General features: G+C 59.4%; 13 protein-coding genes. 3 read left to right on the top strand and 10 right to left on the bottom strand.

Features of this window, described 5'->3' with window-relative positions; translation table 11 throughout:
• Window positions 1-1,430 precede the first annotated feature (1,430 nt).
• Together C8C89_RS26090 and C8C89_RS27130 are read right to left on the bottom strand one after the other, a co-directional pair.
• Entirely contained in the window at window positions 1,431-2,189 is a 759-nt protein-coding gene (locus C8C89_RS26090; RefSeq protein WP_166674920.1) for a hypothetical protein, read from the bottom strand.
• Window positions 2,190-2,242: 53 nt separating this feature from the next.
• Entirely contained in the window at window positions 2,243-2,689 is a 447-nt protein-coding gene (locus C8C89_RS27130) for a response regulator (RefSeq protein ID WP_166674921.1), read from the bottom strand.
• A gap of 287 nt (window positions 2,690-2,976) precedes the next feature.
• Here C8C89_RS27130 and C8C89_RS26100 point away from each other — a divergent pair, with 287 nt between their 5' ends.
• The 3 genes from C8C89_RS26100 (at window position 2,977) to C8C89_RS26110 (ending at window position 6,779) form a co-directional block, all read left to right on the top strand.
• Window positions 2,977-5,082 (top strand): TonB-dependent siderophore receptor, encoded by a 2,106-nt coding sequence (locus tag C8C89_RS26100; protein WP_133994003.1) that lies wholly within the window; start codon window positions 2,977-2,979, stop codon window positions 5,080-5,082.
• A 328-nt stretch (window positions 5,083-5,410) separates the two neighbouring features.
• On the top strand, window positions 5,411-6,070 hold the full coding sequence (locus tag C8C89_RS26105; protein ID WP_101484886.1) for an FxDxF family PEP-CTERM protein: 660 nt from the start codon (window positions 5,411-5,413) through the stop codon (window positions 6,068-6,070).
• 259 nt (window positions 6,071-6,329) lie between these two features.
• A complete protein-coding gene (locus tag C8C89_RS26110) occupies window positions 6,330-6,779 on the top strand; it encodes a hypothetical protein (protein WP_101484088.1) in 450 nt (149 codons plus the stop codon).
• A gap of 355 nt (window positions 6,780-7,134) precedes the next feature.
• Here the strand turns inward: C8C89_RS26110 and C8C89_RS26115 are convergent, their stop codons facing one another.
• From C8C89_RS26115 to truB, 8 genes are all read right to left on the bottom strand, one after another.
• Window positions 7,135-7,479 carry a hypothetical protein gene (locus C8C89_RS26115; protein ID WP_133994004.1) on the bottom strand — a complete coding sequence of 115 codons (345 nt, stop codon included), beginning with the start codon at window positions 7,477-7,479 and terminating at the stop codon, window positions 7,135-7,137.
• A gap of 150 nt (window positions 7,480-7,629) precedes the next feature.
• The gene (locus C8C89_RS26120; protein WP_133994007.1) at window positions 7,630-8,202 is read right to left on the bottom strand and encodes a hypothetical protein; all 573 of its coding nucleotides are present in this window, start codon (window positions 8,200-8,202) and stop codon (window positions 7,630-7,632) included.
• 168 nt (window positions 8,203-8,370) lie between these two features.
• Window positions 8,371-8,718: an energy transducer TonB gene (locus C8C89_RS26125; RefSeq protein WP_243858431.1), complete on the bottom strand. Its 348-nt coding sequence runs from the start codon at window positions 8,716-8,718 to the stop codon at window positions 8,371-8,373.
• A gap of 119 nt (window positions 8,719-8,837) precedes the next feature.
• Complete coding sequence (locus tag C8C89_RS26130; RefSeq protein ID WP_243858433.1) at window positions 8,838-10,592, bottom strand: methyl-accepting chemotaxis protein; 1,755 nt, start codon at window positions 10,590-10,592, stop codon at window positions 8,838-8,840.
• Window positions 10,593-11,111: 519 nt separating this feature from the next.
• Window positions 11,112-11,576, bottom strand: coding sequence for a hypothetical protein (locus C8C89_RS26135; protein WP_101484083.1), 465 nt, complete (start codon window positions 11,574-11,576; stop codon window positions 11,112-11,114).
• A complete protein-coding gene (dusA, locus tag C8C89_RS26140) occupies window positions 11,576-12,571 on the bottom strand; it encodes a tRNA dihydrouridine(20/20a) synthase DusA (RefSeq protein ID WP_101484082.1) in 996 nt (331 codons plus the stop codon). Before dusA ends, C8C89_RS26135 begins: the two co-directional genes overlap by 1 nt.
• 132 nt (window positions 12,572-12,703) lie before the next feature.
• Window positions 12,704-14,536 carry a translational GTPase TypA gene (gene typA, locus C8C89_RS26145; RefSeq protein WP_101484081.1) on the bottom strand — a complete coding sequence of 611 codons (1,833 nt, stop codon included), beginning with the start codon at window positions 14,534-14,536 and terminating at the stop codon, window positions 12,704-12,706.
• Between the two features lie 207 nt (window positions 14,537-14,743).
• Window positions 14,744-15,679: a tRNA pseudouridine(55) synthase TruB gene (gene truB / locus C8C89_RS26150; RefSeq protein WP_133994009.1), complete on the bottom strand. Its 936-nt coding sequence runs from the start codon at window positions 15,677-15,679 to the stop codon at window positions 14,744-14,746.
• Window position 15,680: the final 1 nt, after the last annotated feature.

Here is a 15,680-nt window from a genome sequence, read left to right on the forward strand (position 1 = left end):
GATGGCCAGCGCAGTAGCGGCCTGTTGTTTGGCGAATGCCAGGTTCTAAGCGACGCGCTGCGCCACCGCTTCCGCAGCTGCACGGGACTTCTTGTCGGCATCCCACAGTGCCTGCACGGCCGCCCTGCCCTGCGCGACGCCTTGCGCGTGCTGGTATTAGTACTTGGACGCACGCGCCAAAGCTGGCGCGCCGGCGAAGGCGAACAAGGAGTGATCGCTGATGTCCACTATCTGCAAATATACGGTGCGAACCCAAGCACCACGCACGAGCACTACGATCGCCGGAAAGTAAAGAAGGCTGGAGCGACCGAGTAGACATGTTTCTTCGCCTGGTCACTTGGCACCATCATAAACCGACACCCTACTGCAATCCCAGCCCGGACAATGATTTTTCTGTCAGGACATCCTTATGCCACAACTGACTCGTAGCTCTGCTTTCGCCCCATAGCGGACTGCCATTCCCTGGCTGCAAATTGATGCGGCCTAGGAACGCGATTAGAAGACCACTAGCGTCCTATCAGGTAACAGACCACATGGCCAATTGCCGTCGCGATAAATCATCAAAGCGTCAAACCAAAAACCAGGTTGGGCATTCAAGACTTCCAAGGTAGCCATCCGCACACAATAGATTGCCGAATCTTTAGCCGCTTGTGTGAAGTCGTTCGCCCCAGAGAAAATCGTCCTGTCGGGCACCACCCTCAATGATTTCAAGGCCAACTTGTAGGACTCAAAGACTTCTTGCTGGTACGCAGGTCCATTGTCCTTCAAGATGGTCCTGAGGTACTCTCCATGGATCGGGTCGGGTTGATCGCGGGAGCTGGGCAGCCAGTCCATATCTGAAGCAATTTTTGCTAAGCTAGTGTCTAACTCCGCTGGGAAGCGTGGCCTGTCCCAGGCACTCAAATTCGGGAGAGCTATTTGACCTTCGCTAGGGTGATAGCTACCTAGTGCGCTAAACCACTGGGCGTTAACGACTGCATGTCTTATTCTGTCCATTAATCAACCAGCCTCTTAAGTCCAAGCATTTTCTACAAGGCCTGCTCCCGCAGCGATAGAGTCATGCTCTGCGCTTACGTGACTAGCCGGTTTTGGCCGAACTCGGCCGTTGGGCCACTAGCATAGCATCCTGCCAATAAGAAAAACTCATTGAGGAGGTCTTAGGAAGACTACGAATCTTCCGACGCGCATGCTGGAGGCCGCATAGGCTGGTGATAAAAAATTGCTCACCGTTGGAATATCAAATTTTTAGGTCATTGATTTAAAAGAGGAAAGTTCAGTTAAGCGCTAGGATTGGGATTCCTGTTGTTATGGGTTCGAGCCCCATCAGCCACCCCAAAGAATTAGTGGTAAATCAAAGGGTTACATGCTTCGGCTTGTAACCCTTTTTTCATTTCCGCCAGCCATAAATAAAAACGGCGCCTTCGGCCGTCTCACTCCGGCTTCCCCGGTAGCAATCCCAACAGGAACTGGCGCGCGCTGGCGGCAGCAGGCGAGCGCGACGACGGATGCTGGATGCGGTAGCATTTTCTGTGACCCAGCGGGAACTGCCACAATTGCGCATTCGGGACACCATCGTCAACATAATCGCAGCCCAAGGCCTTGCCCTGCTCATCGCGGGCCAGTGGAAAGAAGTCGCGCCGGTAACCTGCGGTGGCACTGCCGTTGGCAAAAATAATGATCTCGGGCTGGAAGAAAGCGATTTGCACATCCAGCAGTAACTTGGAATAGTGTTTGATCTGATCAAAATGATCGCACCGGACGGGACTGCCTTGTTTCCATGCCATGCATAACAGGTTGGCGTAGATCAAGCCGTCGCTGCCGGAGCGCTGCGCCACGGCGCGCGTAAAATTATGGAAGGCACGGCCCTTGATATCCGAGCGCGACAATTGCTGCGCAAAGTAAGCCTGGTGCACCGACATTGACTGCTCAACATAGTGCTCCAGCGAACTAAAACGCTCCCCTGTTTGCAGCACATTCCATTGCCGCGTTTCACAGCCAACGATCATGATGCGCTGCCGGGCGCCAAGCCAGTTGGGCGGCACGCTGGGAAGGAAGAGACCGGAGAGTTCTTTCGCATCGGCACGCGGCGCATGACGGTCGAGCAACTCCGTGTCGAAGTCGGCCAGCGCGCGCAGATAACGGCTGGCCAGGTCGCTGCTTGCAGCTGGCTGCCGGGAGTGCATGGTCATTGCGTGCCTGTGTCCGGACGCCCGGGGATGGGCCGCAAACCTTAGCACAGATTTTAGCCAGCCAGCACCGACTGCACCGTCGTCGCAAGGTCTTCCAGGCGCACGGGTTTCACGAGGAAGTGGCGGAAGCCCACGGCCAGCGCGTCGTCCATATACATGGGCAGGCTGTGGCCGGTGACGGCGATCAGCACGGCGTTGGCCGTCTCGGGATGGTGGTGCAGGCGGCGGCCGATTTCGATGCCGCTGATGCCGGGCATTTCGATGTCGAGGTAGACGGCGTCGGGCACGCACAGCTTGACTTGCTCGACGGCCATCTGCCAGTTCCGCACTACCACCGCGCTATGACCCAGCGCTTCGAGCAGCATGGCCAGCGATTCGCCCACTTCCTGGTTGTCGTCGACCACCAGCAGATTGAGTTTGCGCCCAGCACTTGCTTGCTGGTCGCCCTGGCGGCGCTCCACGGGGGAATGGCCTGGTGTCGTTTCAGTTGTCTGGCTCATAGTACGTTCACGTCTTACGGCTGCAAAAGTGGCAGTATACAAGAAGCACGCACAATGCCGCCGCACCCTAGCACTGTAGCCAAGCGGCAATCCTGGCGACCGCTGTACCGCGCCAGCAACACTTCCCTGCCTTCGTGAGAAGAAAGCCCACCCTACGCAGTACGCGCAATTGACGGATAAAATGAGAATCATTATCATTCTTATCCCCTTGCGCCGGATGTCCACGCCACGATGTTGTCGCGCCGCCCGATTGCCCGCGCAAACATTGTCATTACGGAGATTCATGCATGGCTGCCACACTTTCCACACTGCCCTTGTCGCTGCGCCCGTGCGCGCTGGCCGTCGCCTTCGCCTGCCTGGGCGCGTCCCTTGCAGCGCAGGCACAGGACGCCAATACAGCCGATAGCGCCGGACCCATCCTGGAATCCATCCAGGTCAGCGGCAACCTGCTGGGCACCAGCATGGCCGCCAGCACGAAAAATTTCGCGGGCGCGCGCACGGTGGTGCAAAAGGATGACATCGAAAACTCGGGCGCGGCTAGCCTCAGCGATGTGATGCGCCGCATTCCCGGCGTACAGATCAGCGACAACTCGGGTAGCGCCGGCAGCGCCATTTCACTCAACATCGGTGTGCGCGGCCTGGCCGGCCGCTATTCGCCACGCAGCACGGTGTTACTCGATGGCATACCGATGTCGGTGGCGCCGTATGGCCAGCCGCAACTGTCGTTCGCACCCGTCAGCCTGGCCAATGTCGAAACGGTCGACGTGGTGCGCGGCGGCGGCGCGGTGCGCTTCGGCCCGCAAAACGTGGGCGGCATCATCAATTTCAAGACACGCCGCGTGCCCACCACGCCAGGCATCACGGGCGACGCCACCGTACGCCATAACGCGTACAGCGAAGTGGGCCACAACACGCAAGCCAGCGTCTTTGCAGGCACCCAGCTCGACAGCGGCCTGGGCCTGGCGGTGCTGTACTCGGGCATCCGCGGCAGCGACTGGCGCGTCGGCAGCGATGAAAAAGTCAACGATTTCGCCCTGAAATTCCGCTACGACCTGAGCCCCACGGCCGAGGTGTACGGCAAGCTGTCCTACTACGACGTGACGTCGCGCACGCCGGGCGGCCTGACCGCCGCGCAGTACAAGCAGGACCCGTTCCAGAACACGCGCCCCACCGACTACTGGAACGGCGAGCGCAAGGCTGTCGACATCGGCTACCTGAATGCCATCTCCGGCACGCAGGAATTCGAAATGCGCGCCTATTACAACAAGAGCTCGCGCGAAAGCACCCTGATCAGCGGGAAAAACCTGGGGCACCAGCCGCGCAACTATGAAACGACGGCCATCGAACCGCGCTACACGCAGCGCTTCATCACGGGCAAGGTTTCTCAGGACGTCACCATCGGCTACCGCTACCTGGCCGAGCGGGCCGACGAGACCATCTACAATGTTGTCATCGCCAGCGGCGTGCGACAGGCGCCGACGCGCTTTGCCGACAACGCCACCGATGCCCAGGCCGTGTATATCGACGACAAGATCGCCATCGGTGCCTGGCGGATCACGCCGGGCGTGCGCTATGAACACATCAAGACGGTACGCTTCAATCACTTGCCGACCGACCAGAAGATCGAGTTGCTCAACAACAAGGCCCTGCCCTCGCTGAACGTGGCCTATCTGCTCAACAACAACGTGACCCTGTTCAGCAACTACAACAGCTCGTTTGGCGCCGTGCAAAACACGCAGCTCAATGCCCAGTCGAGCAAGAACCCGCTGCAGCCGGAACTGGCGAAAACAGCCGAGCTTGGCGCGCGCTGGAAGAGCGGCCAACTGTCGGCTGAAGCGACCTTGTTCAACATCAAGTTCGACAACCAGATCCAGTCCGTGGGCAGCGGCGAAAACGTCGCCTTCTACAACGTGGGCGCCACGCTTCACCGGGGCCTGGAAACGGCCATCGATTACCACTTCGACCAGTCCGGCCCGCTGGCCGGCTTGAATGCTTACGCCACCTACACTTATACCAAGGCGACCTTGCAGGATGGCGTGAACGCGGGCAATGACGTGCCCTTCTATTCGCGCAACACGGACACCGTCGGCGCCCACTACCAGCTGGGCGCCTGGGGCTTCGACCTGTCAAGCAGCCACCAGAGCCGCCAGTTCGCCGACGACGCCAACAGCGTGGCGGAAAACGCGGCCGGCAACCTGGGCGTGATCCCGGGCTTTCGCACCTGGAATACGCAAGTGAAATGGACGGTACCGGGCCAGAAAGGCCTGGAACTGGTCGCCGGCGTCAATAACCTGAGCGACAAGCGTTACTTTACGCGCACTTCGGATGGCAACCTGGGCAAGCTGGTGGGCGCGCCGCGCATGGTCTACCTGCAGGGCCGCCTGGCGTTCTGACCCCTGCATGCGGCAGTGCCTATCGAATTGATATGCCGCCGCACCCGCAGCCATCCTCAGAAGAACCTGCATCTTGTTGTTTCGATGCAGGTTTTTTTACGCCCCGATGTTACAAAAATTCCATCATGCAAGAGGGTCCGAGGCGGCGCTCGCCTTCCCACAAGCATTATTTATTTCGCAATGGGAATTAATTGCATTAGAGATACAAATGATTTCACAATTGCACATATTTTTAGCGATCACTTGCTCTTTGTGTGATTTTTGGTGATATTATTTAAATGTCATTTAGGAAATTAAATTATCTTATAATCAATCAAACGAGACCACCATGAAAATGCCAACTACCGTCCTGAAGATTGCCGCATTGGCCGCCCTGGCCACCGCTGGCGCCGCCAACGCCGCGACCGAATTGGTGGTCAACGGCAGTTTCGAAAGCAATGTCATTGCCTCGCCCTATGCGCAGTTGAGCGCTGTCACGGGCTGGACTTCGTCCGTCAGCGGCGATACGGCCTTTGAAATCCAGAGAGGCGCCACGCAAGGCGGCCAGAGCGGTTTCAACCCCGTCGCCGCCGATGGCATGCAATACCTGGAACTCAATACCGAAAGCCTGTCCTCGCTGTCGCAATCGATCGCCACGACGGCTGGCGGCACGTATGCGCTGTCGTTTGCCTATTCGGGCCGTCCCGACACGCCGGGCGGCGCGAGCAGCCAGATGAACGTGTACTGGGGTTCCACCCTGCTGACACCCACGGCCCTGGTCGGCAACACGGGTGGTGTCTGGCAAAGCTACAGCCAGAACCTGACGGCGGTGGGTAGCTCGACAGTTCTGCGCTTCGAATCGATCGGCCCCGTCAGCGCGCCCACATATGGCTCCTACCTGGACAACGTCTCGGTGATGGCTGCCGTGCCGGAACCGGAAACCTACGCCATGATGCTGCTGGGCCTGGGCTTGCTGGGTTTCGTGGCACGCCGCAAGACTGCCGCCTGACGCCGGGCCAGTCTTCACGCAATAGCCGCCCCGCCATCTGGCCGGGCGGCTTTTTTCATGGGCGAGCGGGTGCATCAGCTCATAAAATGTTGCCAAGAAGAATTAAATTGACGCTACAATAGTAGGGTATCAAGCAATGCCTAGCATCGCTCCGCCAGGGCCACTACCCCGCCCTGATCATCAGCACGCATTTTTTGAACAGGATGACTGGCGCTGCCGGGCCCGTTTGCGCTCTCGGCTTGGCCACCACACACGCCCCATGTCTGCAGAAAAAACTATTACCGAAACCAGTTCCTACGGCAAGGATACGCCAGTGGGTCGTCCCGACATCGATGGCCGCGCCGGCATTTTCGTGCCCACGGCGGAATTTGACATCGACAACACCACCACCATCCGCAAGGGCGCGGGCATCGTCGGCTTCGGCAACCTCGATGGCACCCTGACCGTGTATTTCGAAGCGAACCGTTTCGACGAAAGCAATCTGCACAAGTGGGAACACAAGGCGCGCAAGGCGTATGACCGCATGGTCATGGGCGCACCCACAGTGTCGAAGGCGAAAATCGATGCGCGCATGCTGGAACAGGTCGGCATCATCGATGGCATGGGCATCAATCTCAAGCATCCGGAACGCCTGACGCACTGGCTGGCGATCTCGAACGTGCCGGACACGGCGCCGGAAGAGCCGGTAGTGCGCTGGAAAAACCGCTAATCGGCCGGAGAGCGAGGCTGGGCGCCAGCCACGAGGTGTTGTCCTACATCGCGACGGACATTCATCCGATGCACCAGAGCATCAACTCAAACTATGATGAAAACCTGACCACACATTTCCCACCACTCAGGAGTACGACATGTCCCGCCTCATCCCGATCAGCTTTGGCGCCTTGCAAATAGGTCTGGCAGCGGCGGCGGTGTATATCCTGTGCTCGGCGGATGTGCTGCACCAGAGTTCGGTGTATTTCCACTAATTCAGCTTCGCGGCGACGCCCGCCAATGACAATGCGCGCCGTGCTTCGCTTGGAACGAAGCACGGCGCGCATTCTGGCGTAAGGTGCTGCAGGGAGCCTCTAGCGGCGGCCGTAGTAGCGTCCGTGCCCGCCCCAGCCGCCACGGTGTCCGCCGTAACGTCCAAAACCAAACATGAAGTCCAGCCCGATCGATACGGGGGGATTGTAATAATACGGTTGCGGCGCGTATACGGGCGCCGGCACATACACGGGCTGCTGCACGTAGACGGGCTCATTCGTGTATTCCACGCGCGATGACTGCACCGGGGTGGACGAGACTGTATGCCAGTCGTAGGGATTGTAGGTTCCCTGCGGCGCGCGCGAACCGTAATACGCGGGTCCGGGGGGCGCCACGACGCAGCCACCCAGGGCGGCCAGCGAAATTACTGCCAACAGGGTTTTCATCGCAATTCTCCTAATGTGTACTACCTTAATTAAGTACTATAAGAAATTACGCCGTGCTTTGCTGTGCTTTTACCGATTGTTACACCCCGACGCACGCTGCAACATGAAATGTGGCAAAGCTGCCACAAGCGGCCCAGGCGGCATGTTTCCTCAAATAAACGGAATCGCGCAGGTATCGATGGCCTTGCCCGCGGCGTCGTAGCGCTGCACGCACACCTGGTAGCGCACGCCGTAATCAAGTTCGACCTGCTCGACCTTTCCATACTTCAATTTCCAGCTGGGCTGCAGCTGCTGGCGGCCAGCCAGTGCCGCCACATCCTGGGGAATCGCCATCGCCGTCTGCGTCTCGCCCTGGCGCGCATCCTGGCGCCGCGCCACGTCGATGGACACGTTCAGCGCCAGGTCCACGCCGCCATCCGTGTAAGCGAGCGTGGGCGCGCCGCGCTGCGCCCGCATCACGCCCCAGGCGCAAGGCTTGCCGTCCGCATCGCATTGCTTCAATTGCGCCAGAGGAAAATACTCAGGGGCAATCTTGCCATCCTTGATAGGCCAGCTGGTGCGCACGCCATCGCGCTTGCCCGTCAGGGGATTGTCCCAGCTCAGACTATTGACGATGGCCACGGTCTGCCCCGCCTGCAAGCCTGCAGGCGTGCCCAGCGATGCGCAGGCGGAAAGCAGCAAGCCGGTGGCGGCCAGGGAGGAAAGTGTCAGGATGCGCTGCATGGTAAGCCTCTTGTGATGGGATATCCCGAAGGTATGTTTCGAGGGTAACAGAATCGGGAGCGGCGCCGCCGTTGGCTGGCGCACATAACAGAACGGGCGGCACCCTTGCAGGCGCCGCCCGTGGCGGAGTCGGCCACGCCGGGAGACCCGCTCCCGGCGATATATGGATCAGTCCAGCTTCCAGGCGTAATCGACCTTGGTCCAGGTTTGCGCCGCAGCGCCATCCTTGGTGCCCGGCTTGAACTTGCAGGCGGACAGGGCCTTGATGGCGGCCTTGTCCAGGTTCTTGAAGCCGCTGCTCTTCTCGACTTTCGAATCGGCAACGCTGCCATCGGCATTGACCAGGAAGGACATCGACACGGTGCCCTGCTCTTCGTTCATCAGCGAGGCTTTTGGATAGTCGGCCTTGCAGTTCTTGGCATCGAACGACGCCGGCACCTCGGCCGCGAAGGCGGCGGAAGAAACGGAAACCAGCAAGACTGCTGCAACACTCATCAAACGTTTATTCTCAAACATGTGCTTCCCCAAGATTATCAGATACGGTAATTACAACTTCTTGCCTGCCAAGAAGGTTGGTGCCACCGGGATGTCTGCCCCCGGTGCCAGCACCATGCCTCCGTCAAACTGCCTGGCGCTTAAAACTCTTCCCACTCGTCATTGCTGCCGGCACCTGCCGCCTTGCGTGGTGCAGGAGCAGCCGCCGGAGCGGCCGCTTCCGTCTTGCGGGTCAGTGACTTGACCGGGCGCAACGCCGGCGCCGGCTTGCGCACGGCCACTGGTACAGCAGCCACGGGGGCCGGCACATACGCTGCCGGTTTCTCTTCGCCTTCGACCAGTTTGAAGATGCTGACCACGTGGGCCAATTCGGCCGCCTGGTCTTGCAAGCTTTGCGCCGCAGCGGCCGCCTGTTCCACCAGCGCCGCATTTTGCTGCGTCATGCCATCCATCTCGATGATCGACAGGTTGACCTGTTCGATGCCGGCGCTTTGTTCCTGGCTGGCACTGGCGATCTCGCTCATGATGTCGGTGACGCGGCGCACGCTGTCGACCACTTCACCCATCGTCACGCCAGCCTGGCCGACCAGGCGCGTACCGCGTTCCGTCTTCTCGGCCGAATCGTCGATGAGGATCTTGATTTCTTTCGCGGCGCCGGCGGAACGCTGGGCCAGGTTGCGCACTTCCGAGGCCACCACGGCAAAGCCGCGGCCTTGCTCGCCGGCACGTGCCGCTTCCACGGCCGCGTTCAGCGCCAGGATGTTGGTCTGGAAGGCGATGCCATCGATCACGCCGATAATGTCGACAATTTTCTTCGCCGATTCATTGATCGAGCTCATGGTGTCAACCACTTGCGACACCACGGAGCCGCCCTTGATGGCGACATCCGATGCGGTGGCGGCCAGCTTGTTGGCTTCGCGCGCATTGTCCGCATTCTGTTTCACGGTCGAGGTCAGCTCTTCCATGGCCGACGCCGTTTTTTCCAGTGCGCTCGCTTGCATTTCCGTACGCGAGGACAAGTCGATATTGCCGTCGGCAATTTCGCGCGACGCCGTGCCGATGGTTTCCGTCCCCACGCGCACCTGGCCGACGATGCCCACCAGGCTGTTGCGCATTTCCTTCATTTCCGCCAGCAGGCTGGACGTATCGGAAGGCTGGGTGTGGATGCCGATCGACAGGTCGCCATTGGCGATGCTGCCGGCGATCGATGCCGTGTAGTCAGGCTCGCCGCCCAGCTGTTTCAGCAGGCCGCGGGTGATCACCAGTGCCGCCGCCACGCCCATCGCCACGGCCAGCACGCCGAGAACGATCATGAACAGGCGCGCGCTGTCGAAGGCCTTGCGGGCGTCCGATTGCATCTGCTCATTGAGCTTGTCTTCCAGCACGGCCAGTTGCTCCAGCGCTTCCATCCATTTTTTCTGTACCGGGCGGATTTCCTTGATCATCACGCGCGTGGCGCCTTCCGCATCGTTGGCCATCCACAGTGCGGATGCCTTGGCGATGGCCGGCATGGCGGCCGCCTCGTATTCCTTGATCGAGGTCAGCAGGGCTTTTTCTTCAGGAGTGGACTCGACGGCGAATTTCTCTTCGAGCTTCTTCTGCGTTTCCTGATAGGTACTGGTCTGCGTCTTGATACGCGCCATTTCCGGCTCCATATCGCTCGCATCAGTCATCAGGGTGAGAATGCGCAGCGAGGTGACGCGGTCGCTGACGTTGCCACGCATATCGATCACCAGGCGGGTGACGACATTATTGACATTAATCACGTGGTCGAGACGTTCCTGGATTTGCGCCATGCGCGCGATGCCGAGAACGGTCACGGCCACCAGCAGAACCAGTACTAGGGCGAAACCCAGGCCCAGACGGGTACCAACCTTCATTTTTGCTAAATTCATTTCGGCTCTTCGTAAATGAAACTATTGATAAGGATTTTTGCCCGGCACGACAAGACGAAGGCTGCGCAACACCGGTATCCGCCCTTACCCATTGGTATGCTGGCGGTCTCCGGCCGCACGCAGCCTGGGGTACTTCCTGGTCTACAACAGCCCTGAAAACGCCAGTGACTGCGAATGCAAATTTGCTCCACACAGTGAATTTCTGACAGCGTTGATGTGAGATCAACATCAAACATTCACACGAGAAATATTTGTCTATAATCAATTATAGGTGTAAATTTTGCCTCAAAGCAAGCAATATGTACCTGAATAAATGCCTGATTAACTTTCTTCGGGGAAATGGCAACAACGCCGTTTCTTGCCCCCTAGAAATGCCCTACGACAGTGCGGGCGTGCGCCGAAACAGCGCATTTACAACACATGGCATAGCCATATGACATCGTTTCGGAAGAGGTACTCAGAGGAGGGGGTAGTGCGGACAATACCAGTGCGCCGAGGCACCGGTATAGACAAGTTGGCTCAGCGGTCCCAGCTGCAATGCATCACATAGGCGTGGCACTCTGTGCCAAAGACAAAGACGCTCCAGATGGCGCCCAATTGAGCGGCCAGGCTGCGCTGGCCCGATGATACCAGTTGATACCAGCGGGGCTCGCTACCAAGCAATTCGGCCAGTTCACCCTCGAAGCCATCATATAAACGCGCGTCGAGCGGCTGCCGGTCGGCCTCGCTCATCGGGAGCAGGCGCTCGAGCAGCCACTGGCGCGGCGTGCACAAGGCGCCGCTGCATACCATGCTTTCGATCGGCTGCAGGCGCATGCCGTCCGGCTGTATCTTCAGGACGCGGCACAGCGCGTCGAACGCCGACTGCGGCGCGATGGGCCCCAGATACGCGCAAAGAAACAAGCTGCCATCATCCTTCATTGCGGTGACGGCTTGCAGGTAGCCATGCAACTGCCGTGCATGGGCGTGGCCGTCGCCGCGCATCAGGCAGGCAAGGACAAGCGCGCGGCCGCTTCCAGCAGCAAGCGCGGATCGCCCGAGGCCAGCTTCTTCGAGTCCGACAAAGTCTGGCGGAAGCCGCGCGCACCGGGCAGGTTTTGCATCAGGCCCAGCATGTGGCGCGTGACGCTGTTCAGCTTCAAACGCCCCGCTTCTTTTTCCAGCTGCGCGCTGATATAGGGAATCATCGCTTCGAGCACCTGCTCGCGTGTTTTTACAGGGGTGTCGTCGCCGTAATAGCGCTGGTCGAACTGCGCCATGACATACGGGTTGTGATAGGCCTCGCGACCCAGCATCACGCCGTCGAGGTGCTGCAAATGCAGGTCGATTTCGTCCAGGGTCTTGATGCCGCCATTGATAATGAACTCGAATTGCGGAAAATCACGCTTCAAACGGTAGGCATAGTCATATTTCAGGGGCGGCACTTCGCGGTTTTCCTTCGGACTCAGCCCCTTCAGGATGGCATTGCGCGCATGCACGATAAATGTCTTGCAGCCGGCGTCGGCCACGGTGCCCACAAAATCGCGCACGAAGTCGTAGGACTCGCTGTCGTCGATGCCGATGCGGTGCTTCACGGTGACGTCGATATCGACCACGTCGCGCATGGCTTTCACGCAGTCGGCCACCAGTTGCGGCTCGGCCATCAGGCAGGCGCCAAACGCGCCCTTCTGCACGCGCTCGGACGGGCAGCCGCAATTGAGGTTGATTTCGTCATAGCCCCACTGCTGGCCCAGTTTCGCGCTGGTGGCCAGGTCCGTCGGATCGCTGCCGCCCAGCTGCAGCGCCACAGGATGCTCTTCCTCGTTGAAGCGCAAATGGCGCTCCACGTCGCCATACACCAGCGCACCCGTCGTCACCATCTCGGTGTAGAGCCAGGTGTGGCGCGTAATTTCGCGGTGGAACTTGCGGCAATGGCGGTCGGTCCAGTCCATCATGGGGGCGACGGACAGGCGGCGGGAAGGCAGGGAGGACGTAGTCATAGGATCAATAAAAACAGGTCAAAACATAACAGCTTCTAGAAACAACAAACCCGCTGCGCGCATCACCGGTTAAAGTCATGCGGCGCAGCGGGCCGAAAGCGGCATGGACGTCAATCCATGCTCACGCAGGTATTACGCGTCGCGCGACGCTTTTTTACGCTCGTGCTCTTTCAGGAAGCGCTTGCGCAGACGGATCGATTTAGGCGTGATTTCCACCAGTTCGTCGTCCTCGATGAATTCAACTGCGTATTCCAGCGACATCTGAATTGGCGGTACCAGGCGCACTGCTTCGTCGGTACCCGACGAACGAACGTTGGTCAGCTGCTTGCCCTTGATCGGATTGACGACCAGATCGTTGTCGCGCGAGTGGATACCGATGACCATGCCTTCGTAGACTGGGTCATTGTGCGATACGAACATGCGGCCGCGGTCTTGCAGTTTCCAGATAGCGTAGGCAACAGCAGCGCCGTCATCTTGCGAGATCAGCACGCCGTTACGACGGCCAGCCATTTCGCCACGGGTGTTGTCGACAGGCGCGTATTCATGGAATACGTGGCTCATCAAGCCGGTACCGCGGGTCAGGGTCATGAATTCGCCCTGGAAGCCGATCAGGCCACGCGCCGGGATCAGGTACTCGAGACGCACGCGGCCCTTGCCATCCGATTCCATGTTTTGCAGGTCGCCACGACGACGGCCCAGTTCTTCCATGACGCCGCCCTGGTTGACTTCTTCCACGTCAACCGACAGGTTTTCAAACGGCTCGTGGCGCACGCCATCGACCATTTTGAACACCACGCGTGGACGCGACACGGCCAGCTCGAAGCCTTCGCGACGCATGTTTTCGATCAGAATCGTCAGGTGCAGCTCGCCGCGGCCCGATACTTCAAAGATCGTGTCATCGTCGGTTGGCGAAACGCGCAAAGCAACGTTGGCTTTCAGTTCGCGGTCCAGACGGTCGCGCAGCTGACGGCTGGTGACGAATTTGCCTTCGCGGCCAGCCAGTGGCGAGTTGTTGACCATGAAGTTCATGGTCAGGGTCGGCTCGTCGACGGTCAGCATAGGCAGCGCGTCCGGGGTATCGACTGCGCACAGGGTCGAACCGATGCCGATTTCGTCGATACCGTTGATCAGGCAGATGTCGCCGGCAACAGCTTCGTCCACCAGCACGCGCTCCAGGCCCTTGAAGTTCAGCACCTGGTTGATGCGGCCTTTGATAGGCGTGGCGCCTGGGCCATTGATGACCAGCACGTCCTGGCCGACCTTGACGGTACCGCGGTTGACGCGGCCAATGCCGATCTTGCCGACGTACGACGAGTAGTCCAGCGAGGTGATCTGCATTTGCAGCGGGCCTTCAGGATTGTCGTCACGCACTGGAACGTGTTCCAGGATGGCGTCAAACATCGGCTTCATGTCGCCGCTGCGCACGTCTTCGGTCAGGCCGGCATAGCCGTTCAGGCCCGAAGCGTAAATGATAGGGAAATCCAGTTGTTCGTCGGTCGCGCCCAGCTTGTCGAACAGTTCGAACGTCTGGTTGATGGCCCAGTCCGGGCGCGCGCCTGGACGGTCGACCTTGTTGACGATGACGATAGGCTTCAGACCCAGTGCCAGCGCTTTGCGCGTGACGAAACGGGTTTGTGGCATCGGGCCTTCTTGTGCATCGATCAGCAGCAGAACCGAGTCAACCATCGACAGAACACGTTCCACTTCGCCGCCGAAGTCGGCGTGGCCTGGGGTGTCGACGATGTTGATGTGGGTGCCTTCGTACTCAACAGCGCAGTTCTTCGACAGAATCGTAATGCCGCGCTCCTTTTCCAGGTCGTTCGAGTCCATGACTCGGGTGTCGACCGCTTGGTTTTCACGGAAGGTGCCGGACTGGCGCAGCAGCTGATCCACCAGCGTGGTTTTGCCGTGGTCAACGTGGGCGATAATGGCGATATTACGAATTGCGCGTTTTGTATTTGACATGGTCGTAGTAGTTACTGAAAAACTGCGGAGTGCGTACAAGGTGTACGAGATACCCGAATGCTAATCTATTTCCGGAACCGCGTAGTATAGCATGTTGCGTTGCAACGCTATCTAAAAATGCTGGCGGCTCCCGCAGTCGGGGACGATTTGTTTAAAAAAGCGACACTGGTTAAAGAGTGTCGCTGGGTAATGTGACGTTGCTGTGACTTATTGATGCGCCGTGGCAATCAAACGCTCCGGTGCCAGGACGCTGTATTCCTGCAACTGGCCAGTGCCCAGCAGCTTGCTGTCGTGATACACGCGCACCCTGCCCGGTTCAGCCGGCACGGCAACGTCTTCCTTGCCCAGTGCGATGCGCTGGCCGTGGAGGAAACGTTTGGCCAATTCTTCCGTCAGCTGGACGGCGGGGAAACTCGACAGCAAGGCATCGACAGGCGCCAGCAAGCTCAACGGCGCGGCATGCGCCGTCAGCTCGTCGAGCGTGACGACGCCATCGAGGGTCAGGCTGCCGACTTGCGTGCGGCGCAAGGCGTTCAGATGGCCGCCGCAACCGAGGGCATGGCCGATGTCTTCGCCCAGCACGCGGATATACGTGCCCTTGCTGCACATCACGGACAATTTCAGAAACGGGGCTTCATAGCCGAGGAACTCGAGCTTGTGGATGGTCACCGGGCGCGCTTCGCGCTCCAGGGTGATGCCTGCCCTTGCATACTCATATAAGGGCTTGCCGTCTCTTTTCAAGGCCGAGTACATGGGCGGCGTCTGCAGGATAGGCCCGCGGAACTGCGCCAGCACGGCTTCGATCTGCTCCTGAGTGACGTTGACGTCGCGCGTTTCCAGCACTTCGCCTTCGGTGTCGCCCGTATCCGTCGTCTGCCCCAGGTGCACCAGGGTTTCGTAGGTTTTATCGGCTTCCAGCAAGTCCTGCGAGAACTTCGTGGCCTCGCCAAAACACAGCGGCAGCAAGCCCGTGGCGAACGGGTCCAGCGTGCCCGTATGGCCCGCTTTTTTCGCATTCAGCACGCGCTTGGCCTTGATCAGGGCGTCGTTGCTGGACCAGCCCACGGGCTTATCCAGCAGCAAGACGCCGTCGACCAGGTCGCGCACCCGCTTGATGCCGGGCGGTTTCTTCGGACCCGCCACG

It is taken from the genome of Janthinobacterium sp. 75 (assembly GCF_004365495.1).
Taxonomy (GTDB): Bacteria; Pseudomonadota; Gammaproteobacteria; order Burkholderiales; family Burkholderiaceae_D; genus Janthinobacterium.